Origin of the sequence: Acinetobacter sp. ACIN00229 (assembly GCF_016106645.1) — a bacterium.
Classification (GTDB): Bacteria; Pseudomonadota; Gammaproteobacteria; order Pseudomonadales; family Moraxellaceae; genus Acinetobacter; species Acinetobacter oleivorans.
In genome coordinates, this window is sequence record NZ_JADWOM010000006.1 from 204,556 (window position 1) to 222,227 (window position 17,672).

18 protein-coding genes are annotated in these 17,672 nt (G+C 39.9%); 9 read left to right on the forward strand and 9 right to left on the reverse strand.

The features are described from left to right. Nucleotides 1–6 precede the first annotated feature (6 nt). Complete coding sequence (gene truA, locus I7H67_RS07715) at nucleotides 7–804, forward strand: tRNA pseudouridine(38-40) synthase TruA (protein WP_004794850.1); 798 nt, start codon at nucleotides 7–9, stop codon at nucleotides 802–804. Nucleotides 805–827: 23 nt separating this feature from the next. Here truA and I7H67_RS07720 read toward each other — a convergent pair whose 3' ends face one another. Continuing rightward, nucleotides 828–1,838, reverse strand: a complete 1,011-nt coding sequence (locus I7H67_RS07720; protein ID WP_005302061.1) for an AraC family transcriptional regulator — start codon at nucleotides 1,836–1,838, stop codon at nucleotides 828–830. Nucleotides 1,839–2,101: 263 nt separating this feature from the next. Here I7H67_RS07720 and infA point away from each other — a divergent pair, with 263 nt between their 5' ends. After that, nucleotides 2,102–2,323 (forward strand): translation initiation factor IF-1, encoded by a 222-nt coding sequence (infA, locus tag I7H67_RS07725; RefSeq protein WP_001284370.1) that lies wholly within the window; start codon nucleotides 2,102–2,104, stop codon nucleotides 2,321–2,323. Between the two features lie 51 nt (nucleotides 2,324–2,374). On the opposite strand, the gene I7H67_RS07730 is transcribed toward infA, so the two are convergent. Next, nucleotides 2,375–2,746, reverse strand: coding sequence for a lysozyme inhibitor LprI family protein (locus tag I7H67_RS07730; protein WP_198307508.1), 372 nt, complete (start codon nucleotides 2,744–2,746; stop codon nucleotides 2,375–2,377). A gap of 175 nt (nucleotides 2,747–2,921) precedes the next feature. On the opposite strand from I7H67_RS07730, the gene I7H67_RS07735 reads away from it, so the two are divergent. Continuing rightward, nucleotides 2,922–3,329 (forward strand): hypothetical protein, encoded by a 408-nt coding sequence (locus I7H67_RS07735; protein ID WP_198307509.1) that lies wholly within the window; start codon nucleotides 2,922–2,924, stop codon nucleotides 3,327–3,329. Between the two features lie 56 nt (nucleotides 3,330–3,385). On the opposite strand, the gene leuB is transcribed toward I7H67_RS07735, so the two are convergent. The 4 genes from leuB to leuC form a co-directional block, all read right to left on the reverse strand. Continuing rightward, entirely contained in the window at nucleotides 3,386–4,465 is a 1,080-nt protein-coding gene (gene leuB, locus I7H67_RS07740) for a 3-isopropylmalate dehydrogenase (RefSeq protein WP_004640985.1), read from the reverse strand. A gap of 38 nt (nucleotides 4,466–4,503) precedes the next feature. Further along, the gene (locus tag I7H67_RS07745) at nucleotides 4,504–5,088 is read right to left on the reverse strand and encodes a hypothetical protein (RefSeq protein ID WP_005302052.1); all 585 of its coding nucleotides are present in this window, start codon (nucleotides 5,086–5,088) and stop codon (nucleotides 4,504–4,506) included. A gap of 112 nt (nucleotides 5,089–5,200) precedes the next feature. After that, nucleotides 5,201–5,848 (reverse strand): 3-isopropylmalate dehydratase small subunit, encoded by a 648-nt coding sequence (gene leuD / locus I7H67_RS07750; RefSeq protein ID WP_003654711.1) that lies wholly within the window; start codon nucleotides 5,846–5,848, stop codon nucleotides 5,201–5,203. Between the two features lie 18 nt (nucleotides 5,849–5,866). Then, nucleotides 5,867–7,285, reverse strand: coding sequence for a 3-isopropylmalate dehydratase large subunit (leuC, locus tag I7H67_RS07755; protein ID WP_198307510.1), 1,419 nt, complete (start codon nucleotides 7,283–7,285; stop codon nucleotides 5,867–5,869). 236 nt (nucleotides 7,286–7,521) lie between these two features. On the opposite strand from leuC, the gene I7H67_RS07760 reads away from it, so the two are divergent. Next, complete coding sequence (locus I7H67_RS07760) at nucleotides 7,522–7,776, forward strand: DUF2061 domain-containing protein (RefSeq protein WP_171056858.1); 255 nt, start codon at nucleotides 7,522–7,524, stop codon at nucleotides 7,774–7,776. A 115-nt stretch (nucleotides 7,777–7,891) separates the two neighbouring features. Continuing rightward, entirely contained in the window at nucleotides 7,892–8,752 is an 861-nt protein-coding gene (locus I7H67_RS07765) for a LysR family transcriptional regulator (RefSeq protein WP_049837940.1), read from the forward strand. A 5-nt stretch (nucleotides 8,753–8,757) separates the two neighbouring features. Here the strand turns inward: I7H67_RS07765 and I7H67_RS07770 are convergent, their stop codons facing one another. Then, nucleotides 8,758–8,994, reverse strand: coding sequence for a hypothetical protein (locus I7H67_RS07770; RefSeq protein WP_013199030.1), 237 nt, complete (start codon nucleotides 8,992–8,994; stop codon nucleotides 8,758–8,760). Nucleotides 8,995–9,089: 95 nt separating this feature from the next. Here I7H67_RS07770 and I7H67_RS07775 point away from each other — a divergent pair, with 95 nt between their 5' ends. Continuing rightward, nucleotides 9,090–9,686 carry a hypothetical protein gene (locus I7H67_RS07775; protein WP_198307511.1) on the forward strand — a complete coding sequence of 199 codons (597 nt, stop codon included), beginning with the start codon at nucleotides 9,090–9,092 and terminating at the stop codon, nucleotides 9,684–9,686. A gap of 54 nt (nucleotides 9,687–9,740) precedes the next feature. Here the strand turns inward: I7H67_RS07775 and I7H67_RS07780 are convergent, their stop codons facing one another. Then, a complete protein-coding gene (locus tag I7H67_RS07780) occupies nucleotides 9,741–10,391 on the reverse strand; it encodes an HAD family hydrolase (RefSeq protein ID WP_151988875.1) in 651 nt (216 codons plus the stop codon). 182 nt (nucleotides 10,392–10,573) lie between these two features. Between I7H67_RS07780 and I7H67_RS07785 the strand changes: the two genes are divergently transcribed. The 3 genes from I7H67_RS07785 (at nucleotide 10,574) to katG (ending at nucleotide 16,108) form a co-directional block, all read left to right on the forward strand. Continuing rightward, entirely contained in the window at nucleotides 10,574–11,059 is a 486-nt protein-coding gene (locus tag I7H67_RS07785) for an RNA pyrophosphohydrolase (protein ID WP_004794866.1), read from the forward strand. Between the two features lie 85 nt (nucleotides 11,060–11,144). Then, nucleotides 11,145–13,439, forward strand: a complete 2,295-nt coding sequence (gene ptsP / locus I7H67_RS07790) for a phosphoenolpyruvate--protein phosphotransferase (RefSeq protein WP_004794867.1) — start codon at nucleotides 11,145–11,147, stop codon at nucleotides 13,437–13,439. Between the two features lie 512 nt (nucleotides 13,440–13,951). Continuing rightward, nucleotides 13,952–16,108, forward strand: a complete 2,157-nt coding sequence (katG, locus tag I7H67_RS07795; RefSeq protein WP_198307512.1) for a catalase/peroxidase HPI — start codon at nucleotides 13,952–13,954, stop codon at nucleotides 16,106–16,108. A gap of 71 nt (nucleotides 16,109–16,179) precedes the next feature. On the opposite strand, the gene I7H67_RS07800 is transcribed toward katG, so the two are convergent. Continuing rightward, nucleotides 16,180–17,232 (reverse strand): MBL fold metallo-hydrolase, encoded by a 1,053-nt coding sequence (locus I7H67_RS07800; RefSeq protein ID WP_005302032.1) that lies wholly within the window; start codon nucleotides 17,230–17,232, stop codon nucleotides 16,180–16,182. Nucleotides 17,233–17,672 lie beyond the last annotated feature (440 nt).

The following is a 17,672-nucleotide window of genomic DNA, read 5'->3' on the forward strand; positions in this document are numbered from 1 at the left end:
AAAGCCATGCAACGTTATGCAGTCGGTATTGAATTTAGCGGAGTTCAATATCGAGGTTGGCAAACACAACAGCCAGGCGTTGCCAGCGTACAAGAAACTATTGAACGTGTGCTTAGCAAAGTCGCAAATGAACCTATAGCTCTCCATGGTGCTGGTCGTACCGATGCAGGAGTACATGCGACAAATATGGTGGCACACTTCGATACTCATGCCATTCGTCCAGAGACGGGGTGGTTAAGAGGGGCAAATAGTCAGCTGCCTAAAGATATTTCCATTCAGTGGATTAAGCTGATGGATGAAAGTTTTCATGCCCGCTTTAAAGCAACTGCTCGACGTTACCGCTACATTATATATAACACGCCTCATCGCCCTGCACTCCTGCATAAACAAGTTACTCACGTTTACCAAAAGTTAGATGTGAAAAAGATGATTGAAGCGGCAAGTAAATTTGAAGGCACTCATAACTTTGAAAGCTTCCGCGCAGCAGCGTGCCAATCAAATCAGCCTGTTCGACATGTAAAACATTGTCGCTTATTTGAACATGGGCGCTATTTGGTTTTAGATATTGAAGCAGATGGTTTTTTACACCATATGGTTCGCAACATTGTTGGATGCTTACTTGAAATTGGTCAAGGTATGTATGAAATTGATCATATCGATACAATGTTTGCTGCACAGGATCGTAAAGCGGCAGGAGTAACAGCCCCACCCGACGGTCTTTATTTTATTCAGTGTAATTATCCTGAGCAGTTTGATTTGCCACAGCCACCGCTTGGACCACATTGGCTAAACTTACCTGAGTAAGCTTAGCCAAATGCTGTATGTTTCTACCGATGTTGTTTACGTTTACGGTATTCAACCGGTGTCTCATTCGTCCAACGCTTAAATGCGCGGTAGAACGTACTCGGTTCAGAGAAGCCAGTTAAATACACAATACGCTCAACACTCTCGTTGGTATTTGCCAAAAGTTTTTTAGCTAATCGACAACGATAATCTGACAAGATTTGCTGAAAACTAGTATTGGCTTCGCTTAGCTGAGTACGTAAGCGACGTGGAGTAATATTCAACTGAGCAGCAACCGTTTCTAAGGTTGTTTCTCCACTTTCCAACGTTGAACCAATTGCGCGACGAACTTCACCCACTAAATCATAACGAGCTAATTCCTGTAATTTTTCAATCGCGAGCTGCTCATGCAACTGCAATAACTCAGGCTCTGCTTGCCAAAGCTGAAAATCTAGAATAGCTGGATCAAAATATAAACGTGTCTCTTTTTGGCCTAAACTGACTGGACAGCCATATACTCGGAAATATTCATCCTCAGAAGCACCTTCGCTAAAATTAAAATCGATGAAGATGGGATGAAATTGCCCTTCGGTAATAAATTTAAAAAATCTAAGGATGCCCGAAATTGCACATTCAGAGAAATGTCGATTAACAAGATTATCAGCACCGATCTGTTGGCCATTGGTTAAATAACAACGCCCTTCCTCAATGACTAGTTTTGCATCAAAAGCATCACTAATGAGTCGCTGATAAGCCAAGGCCCGTTTTAGACCTTCACCAAAAGTTTCACTACTAATAAATAGATGTTCAATGACCTGACCACGGTACAAAGGCAAATGCTCGCCTAAATGCAGACCGATATCTGGATCTTTACTGACTTCCTGAGCGGCAGTCCAAAAGGCGTACTGTGCACTTAACGGTGTACGTGCATTTGTATCAACCTGATTTAAAGCAACTCCCGCTTTGGTTAATATTTCTTCTGTTGGCAAACCCGCACGACGAATCGCTTGATAGCCAAAGCGTAATACAACTGATGCATCTGTTAGCTGACCCACGCAGTGCCCTTCCATGTAGATACTTCATTGATATTTAGGGCTGTTGACCTTTACGCAATTAACAGTCCCTAATAACTATGATTTTAGATTAGCGTTGATTGACCAAACTGACAACAGAATTACTCTTCTTTTATGAAAAAAATTACATCTTTTTTTATTAGTCATACTTTAACCAGATGCTTTAGCAAAAGGATGTCTATCTTGTTTTTTTTAAATAAATTGACTATAATTTGCGCCTTTCCAATTTGATCATCAGGTAGGCTATGGCCAATAAAGAGGAACTCATTGAGTTCGAAGGCGTTGTCACCGAAACGCTTCCTAATACGATGTTCCGTGTACGTCTTGAAAACGGTCACGAAGTTATTGCACACATTTCTGGTAAAATGCGTAAACACTATATTCGTATTCTTACTGGCGACAGTGTAAAAGTCGAAATGACTCCATATGACCTCACTAAAGGTCGTATTACGTACCGTGCTCGCTAATTAGTGAATGCAAAAAAGCCACTTTATGATGTGGCTTTTTTATTGCGTTGTTTATTCACTTAAGCGACTGGTTTTACATCCCACCGTTTGGCATTCACGCAATCTTTCTTGCAGCCAATGGTTTCTTTCTTGCGTTGTCTGTAAACGACATTGCACGTCTACGCTATTCCTATTTGAATCTGTACAATCTGCATCACGTTGACGTATCCACGCGAGTTGAGATTTTTTAAGAATATTTTTTTGCGCCGTATTTAATTTTACGCGCAATGCTTGATAGTTCTTGTTCAGATCTGCATCAGCACTCGCATAAATTTTATTTGTACAGTAAATATCATCGTAAGTATTTCGGGCACTATCACAGTTATCTGCATAGACCGCAGTCATTCCAAAGATGCATAAAAAAGCAAAAACTATTTTTTTCATACTTTTCTTCCTTAAGTTTTCTATGAAATTATTATTAAAACGATTTGAATGTAATGATAAATCGCAAGACAAATTTACCTTCTATTTATCATAATCTTCCTTTTTTACTTTACAAGTATTCAAATCCAACCTATTGTTCTTTAATAATAAATATAATTTTTTTATTGAGATAAAAATGAATATAGATACCCGATATCAAATTGGCCTACTTTGTTTAATCATAATGAATGTGAGCGGTTGTACTAGCCATCCACGCCAATCTATAGATTTACAAGAATATTTAAAGGGCTTTCTAGGCAAATCATCGAACACCATTCGGCAAGATATCAATCTACGAAGTCTTGGTTTTCAAGTCGCAAACACTCCCCAGAAAACATCCAATCAACTTATCTATACGATTTTACGGCCATTAAACATTCCAATCCCGATGGTGACTAATGTCGACATGAGAGGTAATTCTGTCGCTATACAATCAGGAAATTTGGGTGGCAATTCTTACGATTTAAATTTCAACTGCAAAGTTATTTTTCAGCTGAAGAATGATATTGCCGAGTCTATTCAATATGAAGGTAAAGCCTGCTAAAACATAGGCACAAAAAAACGCAGCGATTAGGCTGCGTTTTTTTAGTAAATTAGCGATTAAGCAAGAGCAGCGACAACTGCCTCCCCCATTTCAGCTGTACCAACTTTTGTCATACCTTCAGACATAATATCTGCTGTACGCAAGCCTTGATCAAGTACTTGACCTACAGCATCTTCAATTGCTTTTGCAGCAGCTTCTTCGCGGAAAGTATAACGAAGCATCATTGCAACAGAAAGAATCGTTGCTAATGGGTTAGCCACATTTTGGCCCGCGATGTCAGGTGCAGAACCATGACAAGGCTCATACATACCTTTGCCATTTTCATCCAACGATGCCGATGGCAACATACCGATTGAACCTGTAAGCATTGCTGCTTCATCAGACAAGATATCGCCAAATAAGTTACCCGTTACGATCACGTCAAACTGTTTAGGCGCACGTACAAGTTGCATTGCAGCATTGTCGACATACATATGTGAAAGCTGAATGTTTGAATAACTTGCTTGCTGTAAATCAGTAACTGTTTGCTTCCAAAGTTCTGTAACTTCTAAAACGTTGGCTTTATCGACCGAACAAACTTTACCACCACGTAACCCTGCAAGTTCAAAAGCTACTTTTGCTATACGCTTAATTTCGCTTTCAGAATAAACGTCTGTGTTATAGCCTTGTTTTTCGCCGTTTTCGAGTTCACGAATACCACGTGGCTGACCGAAATAGATACCACCAGTCAATTCACGAACAATTAAAATATCTAAGCCAGCAACAATTTCAGGTTTTAAGCTAGAAGCATCTGCTAATTGCGGATATAAAATCGCTGGGCGCAAGTTAGCAAACAAGTTAAGTTCACTACGAATTTTTAAAAGACCACGTTCAGGACGAATAGAGCGCTCAATCGCATCCCATTTTGGTCCGCCTACCGCACCTAATAAAATTGCATCAGCTTTTTTTGCTTGTTCACTCGTTACAGCTGGATACGGTTCACCATGCGCATCAATTGCTGCGCCGCCCAATAGACCATGTTCCCAAGTCAAAGATAAATTAAATTTTTCATTTACTGTATTTAATACTTTTTCTGCTGCCCCAACAATTTCAGGACCAATACCATCACCAGCTAAAATTAAAATCTGTTTAGACATGAACTTTTTCCATTTTCCAAAAACAAGCAGCGTTATATTTACCGCGGTGTTAGTTTTTTCTGTTCAAGGAACTCGCCTAGCCCTGTTGTTACATCAAATGGTCGACAAAAACGGCGAATTACACGCCCATCCTGATCTAAATCGACACATAATGGATCTGGTACAGAAACATTGAGCAAACTACCCGAACGGTTAGATTTGTCTCGGTACATTTTAAAAGTATAGCGATGGTTGGCATTAAACTGGTGAATCACATGAAATGTTTCTGCCCGATCTGGAGAAATCGGATAGAAACGGATCACCACTTCATATTGTTTAGCGGGCACAGATAAATATAAACTGTTGGTTTGACCAAGCACTGAACCATGCAATCTTACAATTCCTTGATGAATTGCCTGATTACTAATTCGTCGTGTTTGCGCATCCACTACAGTAATATCATTTAGTCGTTCAAATTCACAACTCTTCGCGCCCGAACAATATATTGCTGCATTCTGCCCCAAATTTTCTTGTTCAGCCTGCTTAATACGGACAGTATCCACTACATTGTACGTGCTCTGACAAGCACTGAGTGTTATTGCGCACAGGCTCAACAAAAAGCTATGAGTAACGTTCCTCTTCATTGTTCAAGCCCAATCCTCATCTAGTGCATAATTTTAAGGTGTTTTTATGCTTTAGCATGTTAGCAAGAGTTTGAACACTACGCCATGGCTATGTTTAAAATGTACCAAAAGGTTAATTTAACTCTTGGAATACCCAAGGACGAACTTGTTTAGTTTTTTCTTCATAAGCACGAATAGCATCGGCATTTTGAAGGGTTAAACCAATATCATCCAAGCCATTTAACAAGCAATGCTTGCGAAATGGGTCAACTTCAAATTTAAAAGCTTCACCTGTTGGCGTGCGTACTTCCTGAGCAGCTAAATCAATTGTTAATTGATATCCTTCATTTGCTGCACATTCTTTAAATAACTGATCAACAATTTCTTCTGACAAAATGACAGGTAACATGCCATTTTTAAAACAGTTATTAAAGAAAATATCAGCAAAGCTTGGTGCAATAACAGTACGGAAACCGTATTCATTTAATGCCCAAGGCGCATGCTCACGGCTTGAGCCACAACCAAAGTTAGTACGAGCAATTAAAACATTTGCGCCTTGATAACGTGGTTGGTTCAAAACGAAATCCGGATTTTTTGGACGTACCGAGTTATCTTGTCCGGGATAACCTTCATCTAAATAACGAAGTTCATCAAATAAGTTATCGCCAAAACCAGTACGTTTGATTGATTTCAAAAACTGTTTTGGAATAATTAAATCTGTATCAACATTGGCACGATCTAATGGTGCAACGATACCTTGTTCAACTGTATAAGCTTTCATGGTTTGCTCCAGACCGAATTAAAATGAACGAACATCAACAAAGTGACCTGCGATTGCAGCCGCTGCCGCCATTGCCGGGCTCACCAAGTGAGTGCGACCACCATTGCCTTGACGACCTTCGAAGTTACGGTTAGACGTCGATGCGCAGTGTTCACCCGGTTGTAACTTATCTGCATTCATTGCTAAACACATTGAACAACCCGGTTCACGCCATTCAAAACCAGCTTCCAAGAAGATTTTATCCAATCCTTCTTTTTCTGCCTGTTGTTTCACTAAACCTGAACCCGGAACAATCATGGCTTGCTTAATGCTAGAGGCTACTTTACGGCCTTTAACCACTTCAGCCGCAGCACGAATATCTTCAATACGAGAGTTAGTGCAAGAACCAATGAAGACACGATCAAGTTGAATATCCGCTAATGCTTGACCTGCATTTAAGCCCATATATTGATAAGCACGCGTCCAGTCATTACGTTGAACGTCATCTTTCGCTTGTTCTAAAGTTGGTACAGCTTCTGTGACCGGAATAACCATCTCAGGTGAAGTTCCCCAAGACACTTGTGGCTCGATCTCTGCGCCATTTAATTCAACGATTGCATCAAACACTGCATCTTCATCTGAATGCAAAGTGTCCCAATAAGCAACTGCTTGTTCCCATTGCTCGCCTTTTGGTGCGTAGCTACGGCCTTTCACGTATTCAACAGTTTTGTCATCAACTGCAACCATACCGACACGTGCACCAGCTTCAATCGCCATGTTACATACCGTCATACGCCCTTCGATCGACATATCACGGAAAACTTGACCACCGAATTCAATTGCATAGCCTGTACCACCAGCAGTACCAATTTTAGCAATGATTGCCAACACAACATCTTTTGGTGTGACGCCTTTACCTAATACGCCATCTACACGTACTAACATGTTTTTAGATTTTTTCTGGATCAAACATTGTGTTGCTAACACATGTTCAACTTCAGAAGTTCCAATACCATGTGCCAAGCAACCGAAAGCACCGTGAGTAGCTGTATGTGAATCACCACATACGACTGTCATGCCGGGTAAAGTTAAGCCCTGTTCAGGACCAACCACATGCACAATACCCTGACGGATATCATTAATGCTGAATTCAACAATATTAAAAGCTTTACAGTTGTCATCTAAGGTTTGAACTTGAATACGAGACGTATCATCTTCAATACCTGCGATACCTTGGTCACGTTCTTTTTTAGAAGTTGGAACGTTATGGTCCGGTGTAGCAACGTTTGCACTTAAACGCCATGGTTGACGACCTGCAAGTTGCAAACCTTCAAATGCTTGTGGACTAGTCACTTCATGCAATAAATGACGGTCAATATAAAGTAAACATGAGCCATCATCACGCTGTGAAACAACGTGGTCATCCCACAATTTGTCATATAAAGTTTTGCCTGCCATGTCGTCTTGCTCCATTGGACTGGGTAATTCTAATCTTTCTTCGATTATAGCCAGAGTTTCACATAAATCTAATTTATCATTTTTATAAATTAGAAAACTTTTTGGAATAAATTATAATTCCTTTGAGGTATCGCAAATTTAATAAATCGTTTTTGTTAATGATTATCATTTGCATAATCAATTTTTAATCTTATACTCTCATCTCTATACTAAAAATATCAAAGCGGCTAAAGAGAATGATCATGGCTAATATCCAAAAATTCGTTATAAATAATCAACGTACCTTAAAGAAAACCTTCAGCTATTACATTATGCATATTAGTGTAGCAATGATAGTTGCATACTTTGTAACAGGTAATATCTGGATGGCTTTGACCCTAAGCATGCTCGAACCAACCGTACAAGCCTTTGCTTTTTTCTTCCATGAAAAAGTTTGGGCAGCTAAAGATCGCCGTGTATCAGCCTTAGCCGAAAAAGAAACAACGGCTTAGGCTAAGATTAGTGCGGTAATTCACAACTTTCTCACTCGTTTTGCTGCAAGCATGATACGATTTTGGCTCGGCAACTTTAGCCCCTCGATTTTTCTATTCCAAGTTGAGTTGTATTATGAATCTTGCAGCCTTTGAAGCTTTTGTAAAAGTTATGGAAACAGGGTCTATCTCTGTGGCAGCAGATCAATTATTTATTACTCAACCTGCTGTTACCAAACGTATTCACAGCTTAGAAGAATATTTTGGTGTAAAACTTTTTGAGTCCGCAGGCCGAGGTGTGCAGGCAACTCATGCTGCACATTCATTATTACCAAAAGTTAAAAACTGGCTAAATGAGCTTGGAGATATCCACCATACGCTTAGCCATGAACAAACTCAGGTGCAAGGCCGCTTAAAAGTCGGTACGAGTCACCATATTGGCTTGCATCATTTACCGTCTCCACTTAAACACTTTGTTCAACAATTTCCGCAGGTTACTTTAGACGTGCATTTTGTTGATTCAGAGCAAGCCCATGAACAAGTACTTGCTGGTGATTTGGAGTTAGCATTTTTAACACTTCCTCCTTCAGGTGATGAGCGCCTTAACTACATTACAATCTGGAATGATCCTTTAGTTTTTGTTGCTGCGCCATTTCACCCACTTGCACAAAAAGAGCATCTGACCTTACAAGATTTAATTGAATACCCAAGCTTATTACCCGCTGCACAAACTTACACAGCTCAAATCACATTAGCCGAGTTTGAAAAACAAGGGCTTAAACCAAAAATCACCATGAGTAATAACCCTCTTGAGTCTATTCGCATGTTGGTGTCGATTGGTTTAGGTTGGTCAGTACTACCAAAAACTCTACTGAATCAAGATATGCAGCAACTTGATTTAGATGTAGAAATGAATCGCCAATTAGGCATGGTGTGGCATCCTGCACGTACTCAATCTAGAGCTATGCAAGAACTCATTAAAATGATGCAGGAATAATTGAATTAACGACTATATTTTTTAAAAAGAATATAAATTAAAACAGCAAAAGGTAGTAGTAAAAACAGAACGCCCCAACTGAAACATATAGCAGCGAAAATAATTCCGCCAAATGCACTCATAAACAGTAAAGCAATGATATAAATAAGTAATTCACCAAAAATAGCAGTAATGAGCTGATCTATAAACTCTTGAAAGAAACCACTACTACTTTCATTTTTAGTGCGCTTGTCTTTAGCCATGCTATTTTAATTAATAAAGTTATATATTGATTAGAAATGATACTGTAAATATATATCCTTTTCTCTACTATCATTATACTTTTCACTTAAGATTCATGATCGTGAAGAATCAATATTCAAAGATAATTAAAATCGGTTTATACGGCTTCATAACTTTAGCTGTGTTAGTTCTAGTTACATTTATTTGGTTTAAACCGATACGTGTTGTTTTCGCCCATCACCTGTTATTGTTACAGTGTGATGGTCAGATATGTGTAGATGATCCAAAGACAGAGCCTCTTGCAAAGATACTTTATAATCAGGCATTAAAAGAGACCCAAGATAAAGTAGGTGCTTTTCATCAACAACCCACTATGGTTTTTTGCTCAACTCCACAATGTGCAAATACCTTTGGTATGGAAAAAGCAGCCGCTAAAGCTGTTGGTAATTTGGGTTTATTGGTTGCACCGCGTGGCTGGAAAGATTTCTACATCACCCATGAGCTTATTCATCACCGTCAAGCCGAAGAATGGGGAAATATAGCAATGCTGACTAAACCCAAATGGCTAGTAGAAGGCATGGCTTATAGTTTAAGTGATGACCCACGCCCTAAGTTAACGGCACCCTTTCAACAATGGCGGACTCAATTTAAGCTTTGGCATCAACAAAACCCTGACCCAAATATTTGGCATACTACAGAGAAAGTTAAGTAATTTATTAAAGAGCTTCTAAAAACTTATTTTTTCCAAGAAGCTCTTGCTTTTAAATTAAATCGACCAGTCCTGAATTTCCCAGTTGTGCTCTTGAGCTAACTTTTCTAGACGATCATCAGGATTTACCGCAATCGCATGGGTTGCATATTCAAGTAAAAAACGGTCATTGATTGAATCTGAATACGCCCAAGACTCAGAGACGCTGCGCCCAGCTAACCAGTCATCTAGACGTGCAAGTTTGCCCTTTTGGTAACACGCCAAACCAGCAACTTTACCTGTATATTTCCCCTCAGCAACTTCAGCATTGGTTGCCAAAATTTCTGTAATTCCAAATTCACGGAAAATTGGTGCAGTAATAAAATCACTTGTTGCAGTAATTCCGACAATCGTATGACCTAAATCTTGATGTTTTTTGATTGCATCAAAACCCTTAGGACGCATTTGTGGGCGAATCACTTTTTGCATGAACAACTGGTGAAGTTCAGTTAAATAATTATTGTCGTGCTTTGTTAAAAATCCAAAGACAAATTCATTATAAGCATATGGGTCAAGTTGTCCTGCTTTGTAATCTTCATAAAATTTATCATTCATCTGACGATGATGAACCGGATCAACCAAACCTTCATTGACTAAAAATTCACCCCACGAGTGGTCTGAATCGGTATTTAACAAGGTATGGTCTAAATCAAACAACGCCAGTTTCATGAAAATTCTCGTTTAAACTGAAATTTAAGAAAAAAAATGTAAATCTATCTCCGCTAGTCGATAGAAATTCGTTAAGATCGTAGCAATTTAAACATTTTACTTTGATCTTTTCGAGCTGGACATAAAAAAGTGTTTGTCCCCGCGATTAAAGTCAACGATATAGACAATATTTAGGTAGCCAAATGATCGACTCAGAAGGTTTCCGACCGAATGTCGGGATCATTTTGGCAAACGATGATGGACAGGTTTTATGGGCAAAGCGCATTGGTCACAATGCTTGGCAATTTCCACAAGGAGGCATTCAGTTTGGAGAAACTCCTGAACAGGCACTTTTTCGAGAACTGAGAGAAGAAATCGGCTTATTGCCCGAACATGTCCAGATTATTGCGCAAACCAAAGGATGGCTGCGTTATCGTTTGCCACATCGGTACATTCGGTCAGACTCTGACCCCGTATGTATCGGACAGAAACAAAAATGGTTTTTACTGAAATTAACTGCACATGCAAAAAATATTCAGTTAAACCTCTCCGACCCACCCGAATTCGATGAATGGCAGTGGGTTAGCTATTGGTATCCCCTTGGACAAGTGGTGAACTTCAAGCGTGATGTTTATCGTAAAGCCATGGTGGAGTTGTGTACACAGTTGCCGATGCAACAATTACCCTAAAAATCATTTATCTAGCAAATGATTTTTATTAAAAGTGCTGTTATAAATACATTCATAGTCTAAAAAAATACTGGAGTATACATCCATGTCAAACATGCAACTCGACACTTTACGGCGCATTGTCCAAGAGGTTAATGCGTCCGTCAGTTTGCATGAATCGTTAGACATCATGGTCAATCAGGTTGCTGAAGCCATGAAAGTGGATGTTTGCTCTATTTATTTACTCGATGAACGCAACCAGCGCTATGTTTTGATGGCCTCTAAAGGCTTAAACCCAGAATCTGTGGGCCACGTTTCACTGCAACTCGGTGAAGGCTTGGTCGGTCTGGTTGGGCAACGTGAAGAAATTGTTAACCTTGACAACGCACCAAAACATGAGCGTTTCTTGTATTTACCGGAAACAGGCGAAGAAATTTATAACTCATTCCTTGGCGTACCTGTCATGTATCGCCGTAAGGTTATGGGCGTTTTGGTTGTACAAAACAAACTTCCTCAAGATTTTAGCGAAGCAGCCGAGTCATTTTTAGTCACTCTGTGTGCTCAGCTTTCTGGGGTTATTGCTCACGCTCACGCAGTTGGAAATATTGACGTATTTCGTAAACCAAGTAATGGTCCTGCCTATAAAACCTTTCAAGGTGCTTCAGGTGCAGGCGGTGTTGCTTTAGGTCGCGCTATTATTTTATATCCACCTGCCGATTTAGCCTCAGTACCTGACCGAGAAGCAGAAGATATTAGTCATGAACTTCGACTTCTAGATCAAGCCATTTCATCAGTTCGTTCAGAGATTCGTTCTTTAGATGAAAAAATGCATGATTCATTAATGGCAGAAGAACGCGCTTTATTTAGTGTTTTCTTAAGAATGCTAGATGAAAATGCATTGCCAGCCGAAATTAAAGAACTTATTCGTGACGGGCATTGGGCACAAGGTGCAGTACGCCGTGTGATTGAAAAACATACTGCCCTATTTGCACAAATGGAAGACGACTATCTACGTGAGCGAGTTTCTGATCTTAAAGATTTAGGCCGACGTATTTTAGCCTCGTTGCAAGAAGAAGATTCTAGTCACCGTGAACTCAGTCCAGACAGTATTTTAATTGGTGAGGAAATTAGTACTGCGGCACTCGTCGAACTGCCAGTAGACAATATTGCTGCAATTGTGACATCAGAAGGTGCAGCCAATTCACATATGGTGATTGTGGCTCGTGCATTAGGTATTCCAACCGTAGTTGGTGTAACCGAACTGCCTGTTAACACACTTGATGATGCGGAAATGATTGTGGATGCCTATCAGGGCCGTGTTTTTGTTAATCCTCCACGTCGTTTACGCCAACGTTATAAAGAAATTCAAAAAGAAGATGAACAGATCGCAAAAGATCTCAAACAATACGAGACCAAAGAAGCGATTACGCCAGATGGTGTATCTGTTCAGCTTTATGTGAATACGGGTCTCATGATTGATGTCGTCCGCGGAGTACAACGTGGCGCGCAAGGTGTGGGTCTATACCGAAGCGAAATTCCATTCATGTTACGGGAACGCTTCCCAGGTGAAGAAGAACAACGTGCCATTTATCGTCAACAATTAAGCCACTTCGCCAACAAACCTGTGGTGATGCGAACTCTCGATATTGGTGCCGATAAAGACTTACCGTATTTCAGTATCGAAGAAGAAAACTCAGCATTAGGCTGGCGTGGTATTCGTTTCACGCTTGATCATCCTGAGATTTTCTCGTCACAAATTCGCGCCATGCTCAAAGCCAGTATTGGTCTAAATAATTTGCATATTTTATTGCCAATGGTGACTACAGTAAGTGAAGTCGAAGAAGTACTTTATTTACTTGAGCGTGACTGGATTGCGGTGCAAGAAGAAGAGCAAGTTAAAATTACCAAGCCTAAAATTGGAATTATGGTTGAGGTGCCAAGCGTATTACTACAAATTGATGAGTTTGCTGAACTCGTCGATTTCTTCTCAGTCGGTTCAAACGACTTAACCCAATACTTACTCGCAGTTGATCGTAATAATCCACATGTGGCAAACGTTTACTCGCATTTCCACCCATCCATTTTACGTGCTTTATCTCGCTTGGTTAAAGAGTGCCATGACCACAAAAAACCAATCAGCATTTGTGGTGAAATGGCAGGTGATCCATTATCGGCAATTTTACTTATGGCGATGGGCTTTAATACCCTTTCGATGAGTTCAAGTAATATTTTGCGAGTACGAAAAGCAATTTGTCATGTACCTATGACAGATGCACAAAAATTACTTGATGATGTTATGAAAATGAATAACCCACTCATTGTGAAAAGCTGGCTTGAATACTATTTTAAAACTCACGGCCTAGCCGACATGGTCAAATCAAATCGAATCGTAAATGTATAATATTTAAAAAAGGAGAGCCATGCTCTCCTTTTTTCTTTCAAATAACTTAATAAAACTAAATATAAAAATTTCTTTTCTCTCTTATATCCAACTTTTTAAACGAAACTTCAATCGGTTTTTTAAATTAATATTTGCAATTTAATCCATTTGAAAAATAAATCCTCTACTTCTACTATATTTAAAGAGCGTTATTCAAAGATCTTAAGTTGTTCCAGCAATTGAAGAGGTAATTCTATGCATCATTATTTTCAAACTTCATCTTATTTTTCCTCTTGTTTTTTAACCTTCATGCAGTAAATTGGAGGAATAACAACTAAAGGAATCTGATGCATTATTAAATTAAAAATAATGAGCCGAAATCTTGGTGAAAAGACTTTTTAAACGGCTTCTCTCACCATGTGTTCTCTCATTTCTTTATTTGATAAACATGAGTTTTAAACCAGAAGTCCAGGAAAATGAGCCCTACTACTTTATCAAGAGCTCAATAATTATTACCCAGAGAGAATATAATCATGTCAGACGAATCAAAATGCCCTTTTTTAGGACATAACTCAAAACCCCAAGTAACGATCGGTGGTGGCACGCCTAGTTTACACTGGTGGCCAAAACAACTACGCGTCGACCTACTCAATCAACATTCAGAACGTTCTAATCCACTCGGTAAAGATTTTAATTATCGTCAAGAATTTAAAAAACTCGACTACTACACCCTCAAAGCTGATATCAAAAATGTATTAACCGATTCTCAAGATTGGTGGCCAGCCGATTGGGGAAATTATACAGGCTTATTTATTCGTTTAGCATGGCATGCTGCCGGCACATATCGTATGGGCGATGGCCGTGGTGGTGCTGGTCGCGGTCAGCAACGTTTTGCGCCATTAAATAGTTGGCCTGACAATGCGAGCTTAGATAAAGCACGCCGTTTGCTATGGCCAGTTAAACAAAAATATGGTCAAAAAATATCGTGGGCAGATTTATTTATTCTTGCCGGTAACATTGCGCTTGAGTCTTCTGGCTTCCGTACCTTTGGTTTTGGTGCGGGTCGTGAAGACGTTTGGGAACCAGACAACGATGTAAACTGGGGCGATGAAAAAGAATGGTTAGCTCATCGAAACTCTGAAGCATTGGAAGGCAGTAATCTCGCTGCAACCGAAATGGGTCTAATTTATGTAAACCCTGAAGGTCCGCAAGCCAGTGGAGATCCAAAATCGGCTGCACCATTTATTCGTGCGACTTTCGGCAACATGGCAATGGATGACGAAGAAATTGTTGCATTAATTGCAGGTGGCCATACTTTAGGTAAAACCCACGGTGCTGGCTCTGCTGACCATGTTCAGGCTGATCCTGAAGGTGCTCCAATTGAACAGATGGGCTTTGGCTGGTCAAATAGCTTTGGTACAGGCGTTGGTAAAGACGCGATCACTTCTGGCTTAGAAGTCATTTGGTCACAAACGCCAACACAATGGAGCAATTACTTCTTTGAAAACCTATTCAAATACGAGTGGGTACAAGAACGCTCACCTGCTGGCGCAATTCAATGGGTAGCAGCAGATGCTGAAGCGATCATTCCTGATCCATTCGATCCATCAATTAAACGTAAGCCAACAATGCTGACTACAGATTTGACCTTACGTTTTGATCCTGAGTTTGAAAAAATCTCTCGTCGCTTCCTTAACGATCCACAAGCCTTCGCCAATGCTTTTGCCCGCGCATGGTTCAAATTAACTCACCGCGATATGGGACCAAAAGCACGTTATCTAGGTCCTGAAGTTCCAGTTGAAGATTTAATTTGGCAAGATCCATTACCTGTAGCTAGTGCTGTACCATCGGCTGCCAGCATTGCTGATGCAAAAGCAAAAATTGTTGCACTAGGACTATCTGCTGGTGAGTTGGTTTCTCTTGGTTGGGCTTCAGCGTCAACTTTCCGTGGTGGAGACAAGCGTGGTGGAGCAAACGGCGCACGTATTGCCTTATCACCGCAACGTGATTGGGAAGTAAACAAAAAAGCGGTTGAAACTTTAACTAAAATTGAAGAAATCAAAGCCTCAACTCAACTTTCATTGGCTGATCTAATTGTGCTAGCAGGTAACATTGGTGTAGAGCAAGCTGCTCAAGCGGCAGGTTTCAACATTAGCGTTCCATTTGCCTCTGGTCGTGTTGATGCATTACAAAGCCAAACTGATGTCGAATCTTTCCAATTGCTCCGCGGTCTTGCCGATGGTTTTAGAAACTGGAAAAAAGAGGGCGTCAATGCAGCAACCGAAGCATTATTAATTGATAAAGCACAGCAACTGACTTTGACTGCACCTGAGTTAACCGCATTGGTTGGTGGTTTACGTGTTCTAGGCACTAACTGGGATGGTTCGCAACACGGCGTATTCACTCAGCAGGTTGGTGTACTCAGCACAGACTTCTTCACGAACTTACTCGACATGTCTACTGTATGGGCACCTGTTGATTCAACAAGTGAAGTATTTGAAGGCAAAGACCGCAAAACGGGCACCGTAAAATTTACTGCAACACGTAATGATTTAGTATTCGGTTCAAACTCAATCTTGCGTGCACTGGTAGAAGTTTATGCTCAAGCAGATGGTAAAGAAAAATTTGTTCAAGACTTTGTAGCGGCATGGACTAAAGTCACGAATCTTGATCGTTTTGACTTAGCTTAATTTAAGTCAGAATGATAAAAGCCAGTTCAAATTGAACTGGCTTTTTTAATTAAATATAAAATGATGTACTTTTATACAGTCAATTTATGCCCTTCTCGAATGCAATAAAAAGGATTCGCAAGTTTCGATGAAGCTTTAATTGCTTGAGCTAGCGCATGTTCAGGATCTTCTCGGTCTTCGTCGGTCAACTGAAAAGTTCGATAATGAATCGCAACAGAACGATGAGCTTGCAAATCTAAATGTGCATGCACAGCATCTTGAGGATTCATATGAACATAACTCATTAACTTGCGAGGCTCATAAGCTCCGATCGGAAGCAAAGCAACACGTGGTGCGCCATAACGAGCATGAATTTGCTTAAAATGCCCCGCATAACCCGTATCACCAGCAAAGAAACAATGACCTGTTTTCGCTACAACCGAAAAGCCTCCCCAGAGCGCTTTATTCTGGTCACGTAGGCCACGACCAGAGCCATGCTGTGCAGGTGTATAGATTATTCTTAGTTCGTGATAGGGAATTTCTTGCCACCAATCCATCTCAATCACATGAAACTCTTTGGGTAGGTAAAAGCCATTCCCGAGTCCAGTGTAAATCGGCATTGCGAATTTTTTATGTAGCCACTCAAGCGTAGCCAAATCCATATGATCATAATGATTATGACTGAGTAGAACACCATGAATCGTTGGCAATTGTTCTAATGCAAAACCTGCTGGACACACACGACGAGGCCCACGCCCCTGTGAAGGGCTTGCATAATCACACCATACTGGATCGGTAATAAAGTTATAAGGCCCGATCTGAATTAATACCGTTGCATGTCCAACAAACCAAACTTGCCAATCATCTAAATCCGCCTGAGGACGATTTTGAGGCAATGCCACAGCCGTATTTACACGGGTATCGTATTCATTTTGAATATCAACTTTCCATGTAAAAGACTCACGTGTAACTAACCAACGTAATAGCTCTTTTGAGCCTCTAGCCGGTGATTTAGGCTGTTGGTTATAAAAACGTGTATCAGATTCACGCCCTGACTCGGGATGATAAAAAGGAGGTTTTATCCATGTATGCGTCCAACAGGACTGAGTCGGCAATTGATATGTTAATGTCGGCTTGTCTTTCATGGGCTTTTCTATGTTTTAGCATCGGCAGAATGGATGTGTTCAGGTTTCTATCTTAACAATTAAAACAAATTAAGCTATGGCACTTACACTTATTTATCATATAAATATCCCTTTTATTGTGGTCATAGCCAACATAAGTTGAATTAGATTGCCATAAAAAATACATAGATGTGTTGGGTTTATGCGTCGATAATTACTATTCTTATTAAGACTGCTTGTATAACATAACAATCATTAGTCACGTGAAATTGTGGGTAAGTTGTTTGGTTTTGCCTTGGTAAGCCCTACTTTTCAAACTTCAAATGTTTTGCCAGATTACAGAACAAAATATTTAGTAACACTTAAAGCCATTTCATTCTTAAAGAATTTATATTTTATAATATTATTTTATATTTCTTCATTTTTGCATATTATGAGAATCACCTATGCTAATATTTAAA

What these genes read in the sequence shown, in the direction of transcription:
- leuD (WP_003654711.1), bottom strand. Translation starts at nt 5,848, where the DNA reads ATGAAAGCTTATACAGTTGAACAAGGTATCGTTGCACCATTAGATCGT.
- I7H67_RS07735 (WP_198307509.1), top strand. Translation starts at nt 2,922, where the DNA reads ATGAATATAGATACCCGATATCAAATTGGCCTACTTTGTTTAATCATA.
- I7H67_RS07730 (WP_198307508.1), bottom strand. Translation starts at nt 2,746, where the DNA reads ATGAAAAAAATAGTTTTTGCTTTTTTATGCATCTTTGGAATGACTGCG.
- I7H67_RS07800 (WP_005302032.1), bottom strand. Translation starts at nt 17,232, where the DNA reads ATGAAAGACAAGCCGACATTAACATATCAATTGCCGACTCAGTCCTGT.
- truA (WP_004794850.1), top strand. Translation starts at nt 7, where the DNA reads ATGCAACGTTATGCAGTCGGTATTGAATTTAGCGGAGTTCAATATCGA.
- I7H67_RS07780 (WP_151988875.1), bottom strand. Translation starts at nt 10,391, where the DNA reads ATGAAACTGGCGTTGTTTGATTTAGACCATACCTTGTTAAATACCGAT.
- infA (WP_001284370.1), top strand. Translation starts at nt 2,102, where the DNA reads ATGGCCAATAAAGAGGAACTCATTGAGTTCGAAGGCGTTGTCACCGAA.
- katG (WP_198307512.1), top strand. Translation starts at nt 13,952, where the DNA reads ATGTCAGACGAATCAAAATGCCCTTTTTTAGGACATAACTCAAAACCC.
- leuC (WP_198307510.1), bottom strand. Translation starts at nt 7,285, where the DNA reads ATGGCAGGCAAAACTTTATATGACAAATTGTGGGATGACCACGTTGTT.
- I7H67_RS07760 (WP_171056858.1), top strand. Translation starts at nt 7,522, where the DNA reads ATGATCATGGCTAATATCCAAAAATTCGTTATAAATAATCAACGTACC.
- I7H67_RS07765 (WP_049837940.1), top strand. Translation starts at nt 7,892, where the DNA reads ATGAATCTTGCAGCCTTTGAAGCTTTTGTAAAAGTTATGGAAACAGGG.
- leuB (WP_004640985.1), bottom strand. Translation starts at nt 4,465, where the DNA reads ATGTCTAAACAGATTTTAATTTTAGCTGGTGATGGTATTGGTCCTGAA.
- I7H67_RS07775 (WP_198307511.1), top strand. Translation starts at nt 9,090, where the DNA reads ATGATCGTGAAGAATCAATATTCAAAGATAATTAAAATCGGTTTATAC.
- I7H67_RS07770 (WP_013199030.1), bottom strand. Translation starts at nt 8,994, where the DNA reads ATGGCTAAAGACAAGCGCACTAAAAATGAAAGTAGTAGTGGTTTCTTT.
- ptsP (WP_004794867.1), top strand. Translation starts at nt 11,145, where the DNA reads ATGTCAAACATGCAACTCGACACTTTACGGCGCATTGTCCAAGAGGTT.
- I7H67_RS07745 (WP_005302052.1), bottom strand. Translation starts at nt 5,088, where the DNA reads ATGAAGAGGAACGTTACTCATAGCTTTTTGTTGAGCCTGTGCGCAATA.
- I7H67_RS07785 (WP_004794866.1), top strand. Translation starts at nt 10,574, where the DNA reads ATGATCGACTCAGAAGGTTTCCGACCGAATGTCGGGATCATTTTGGCA.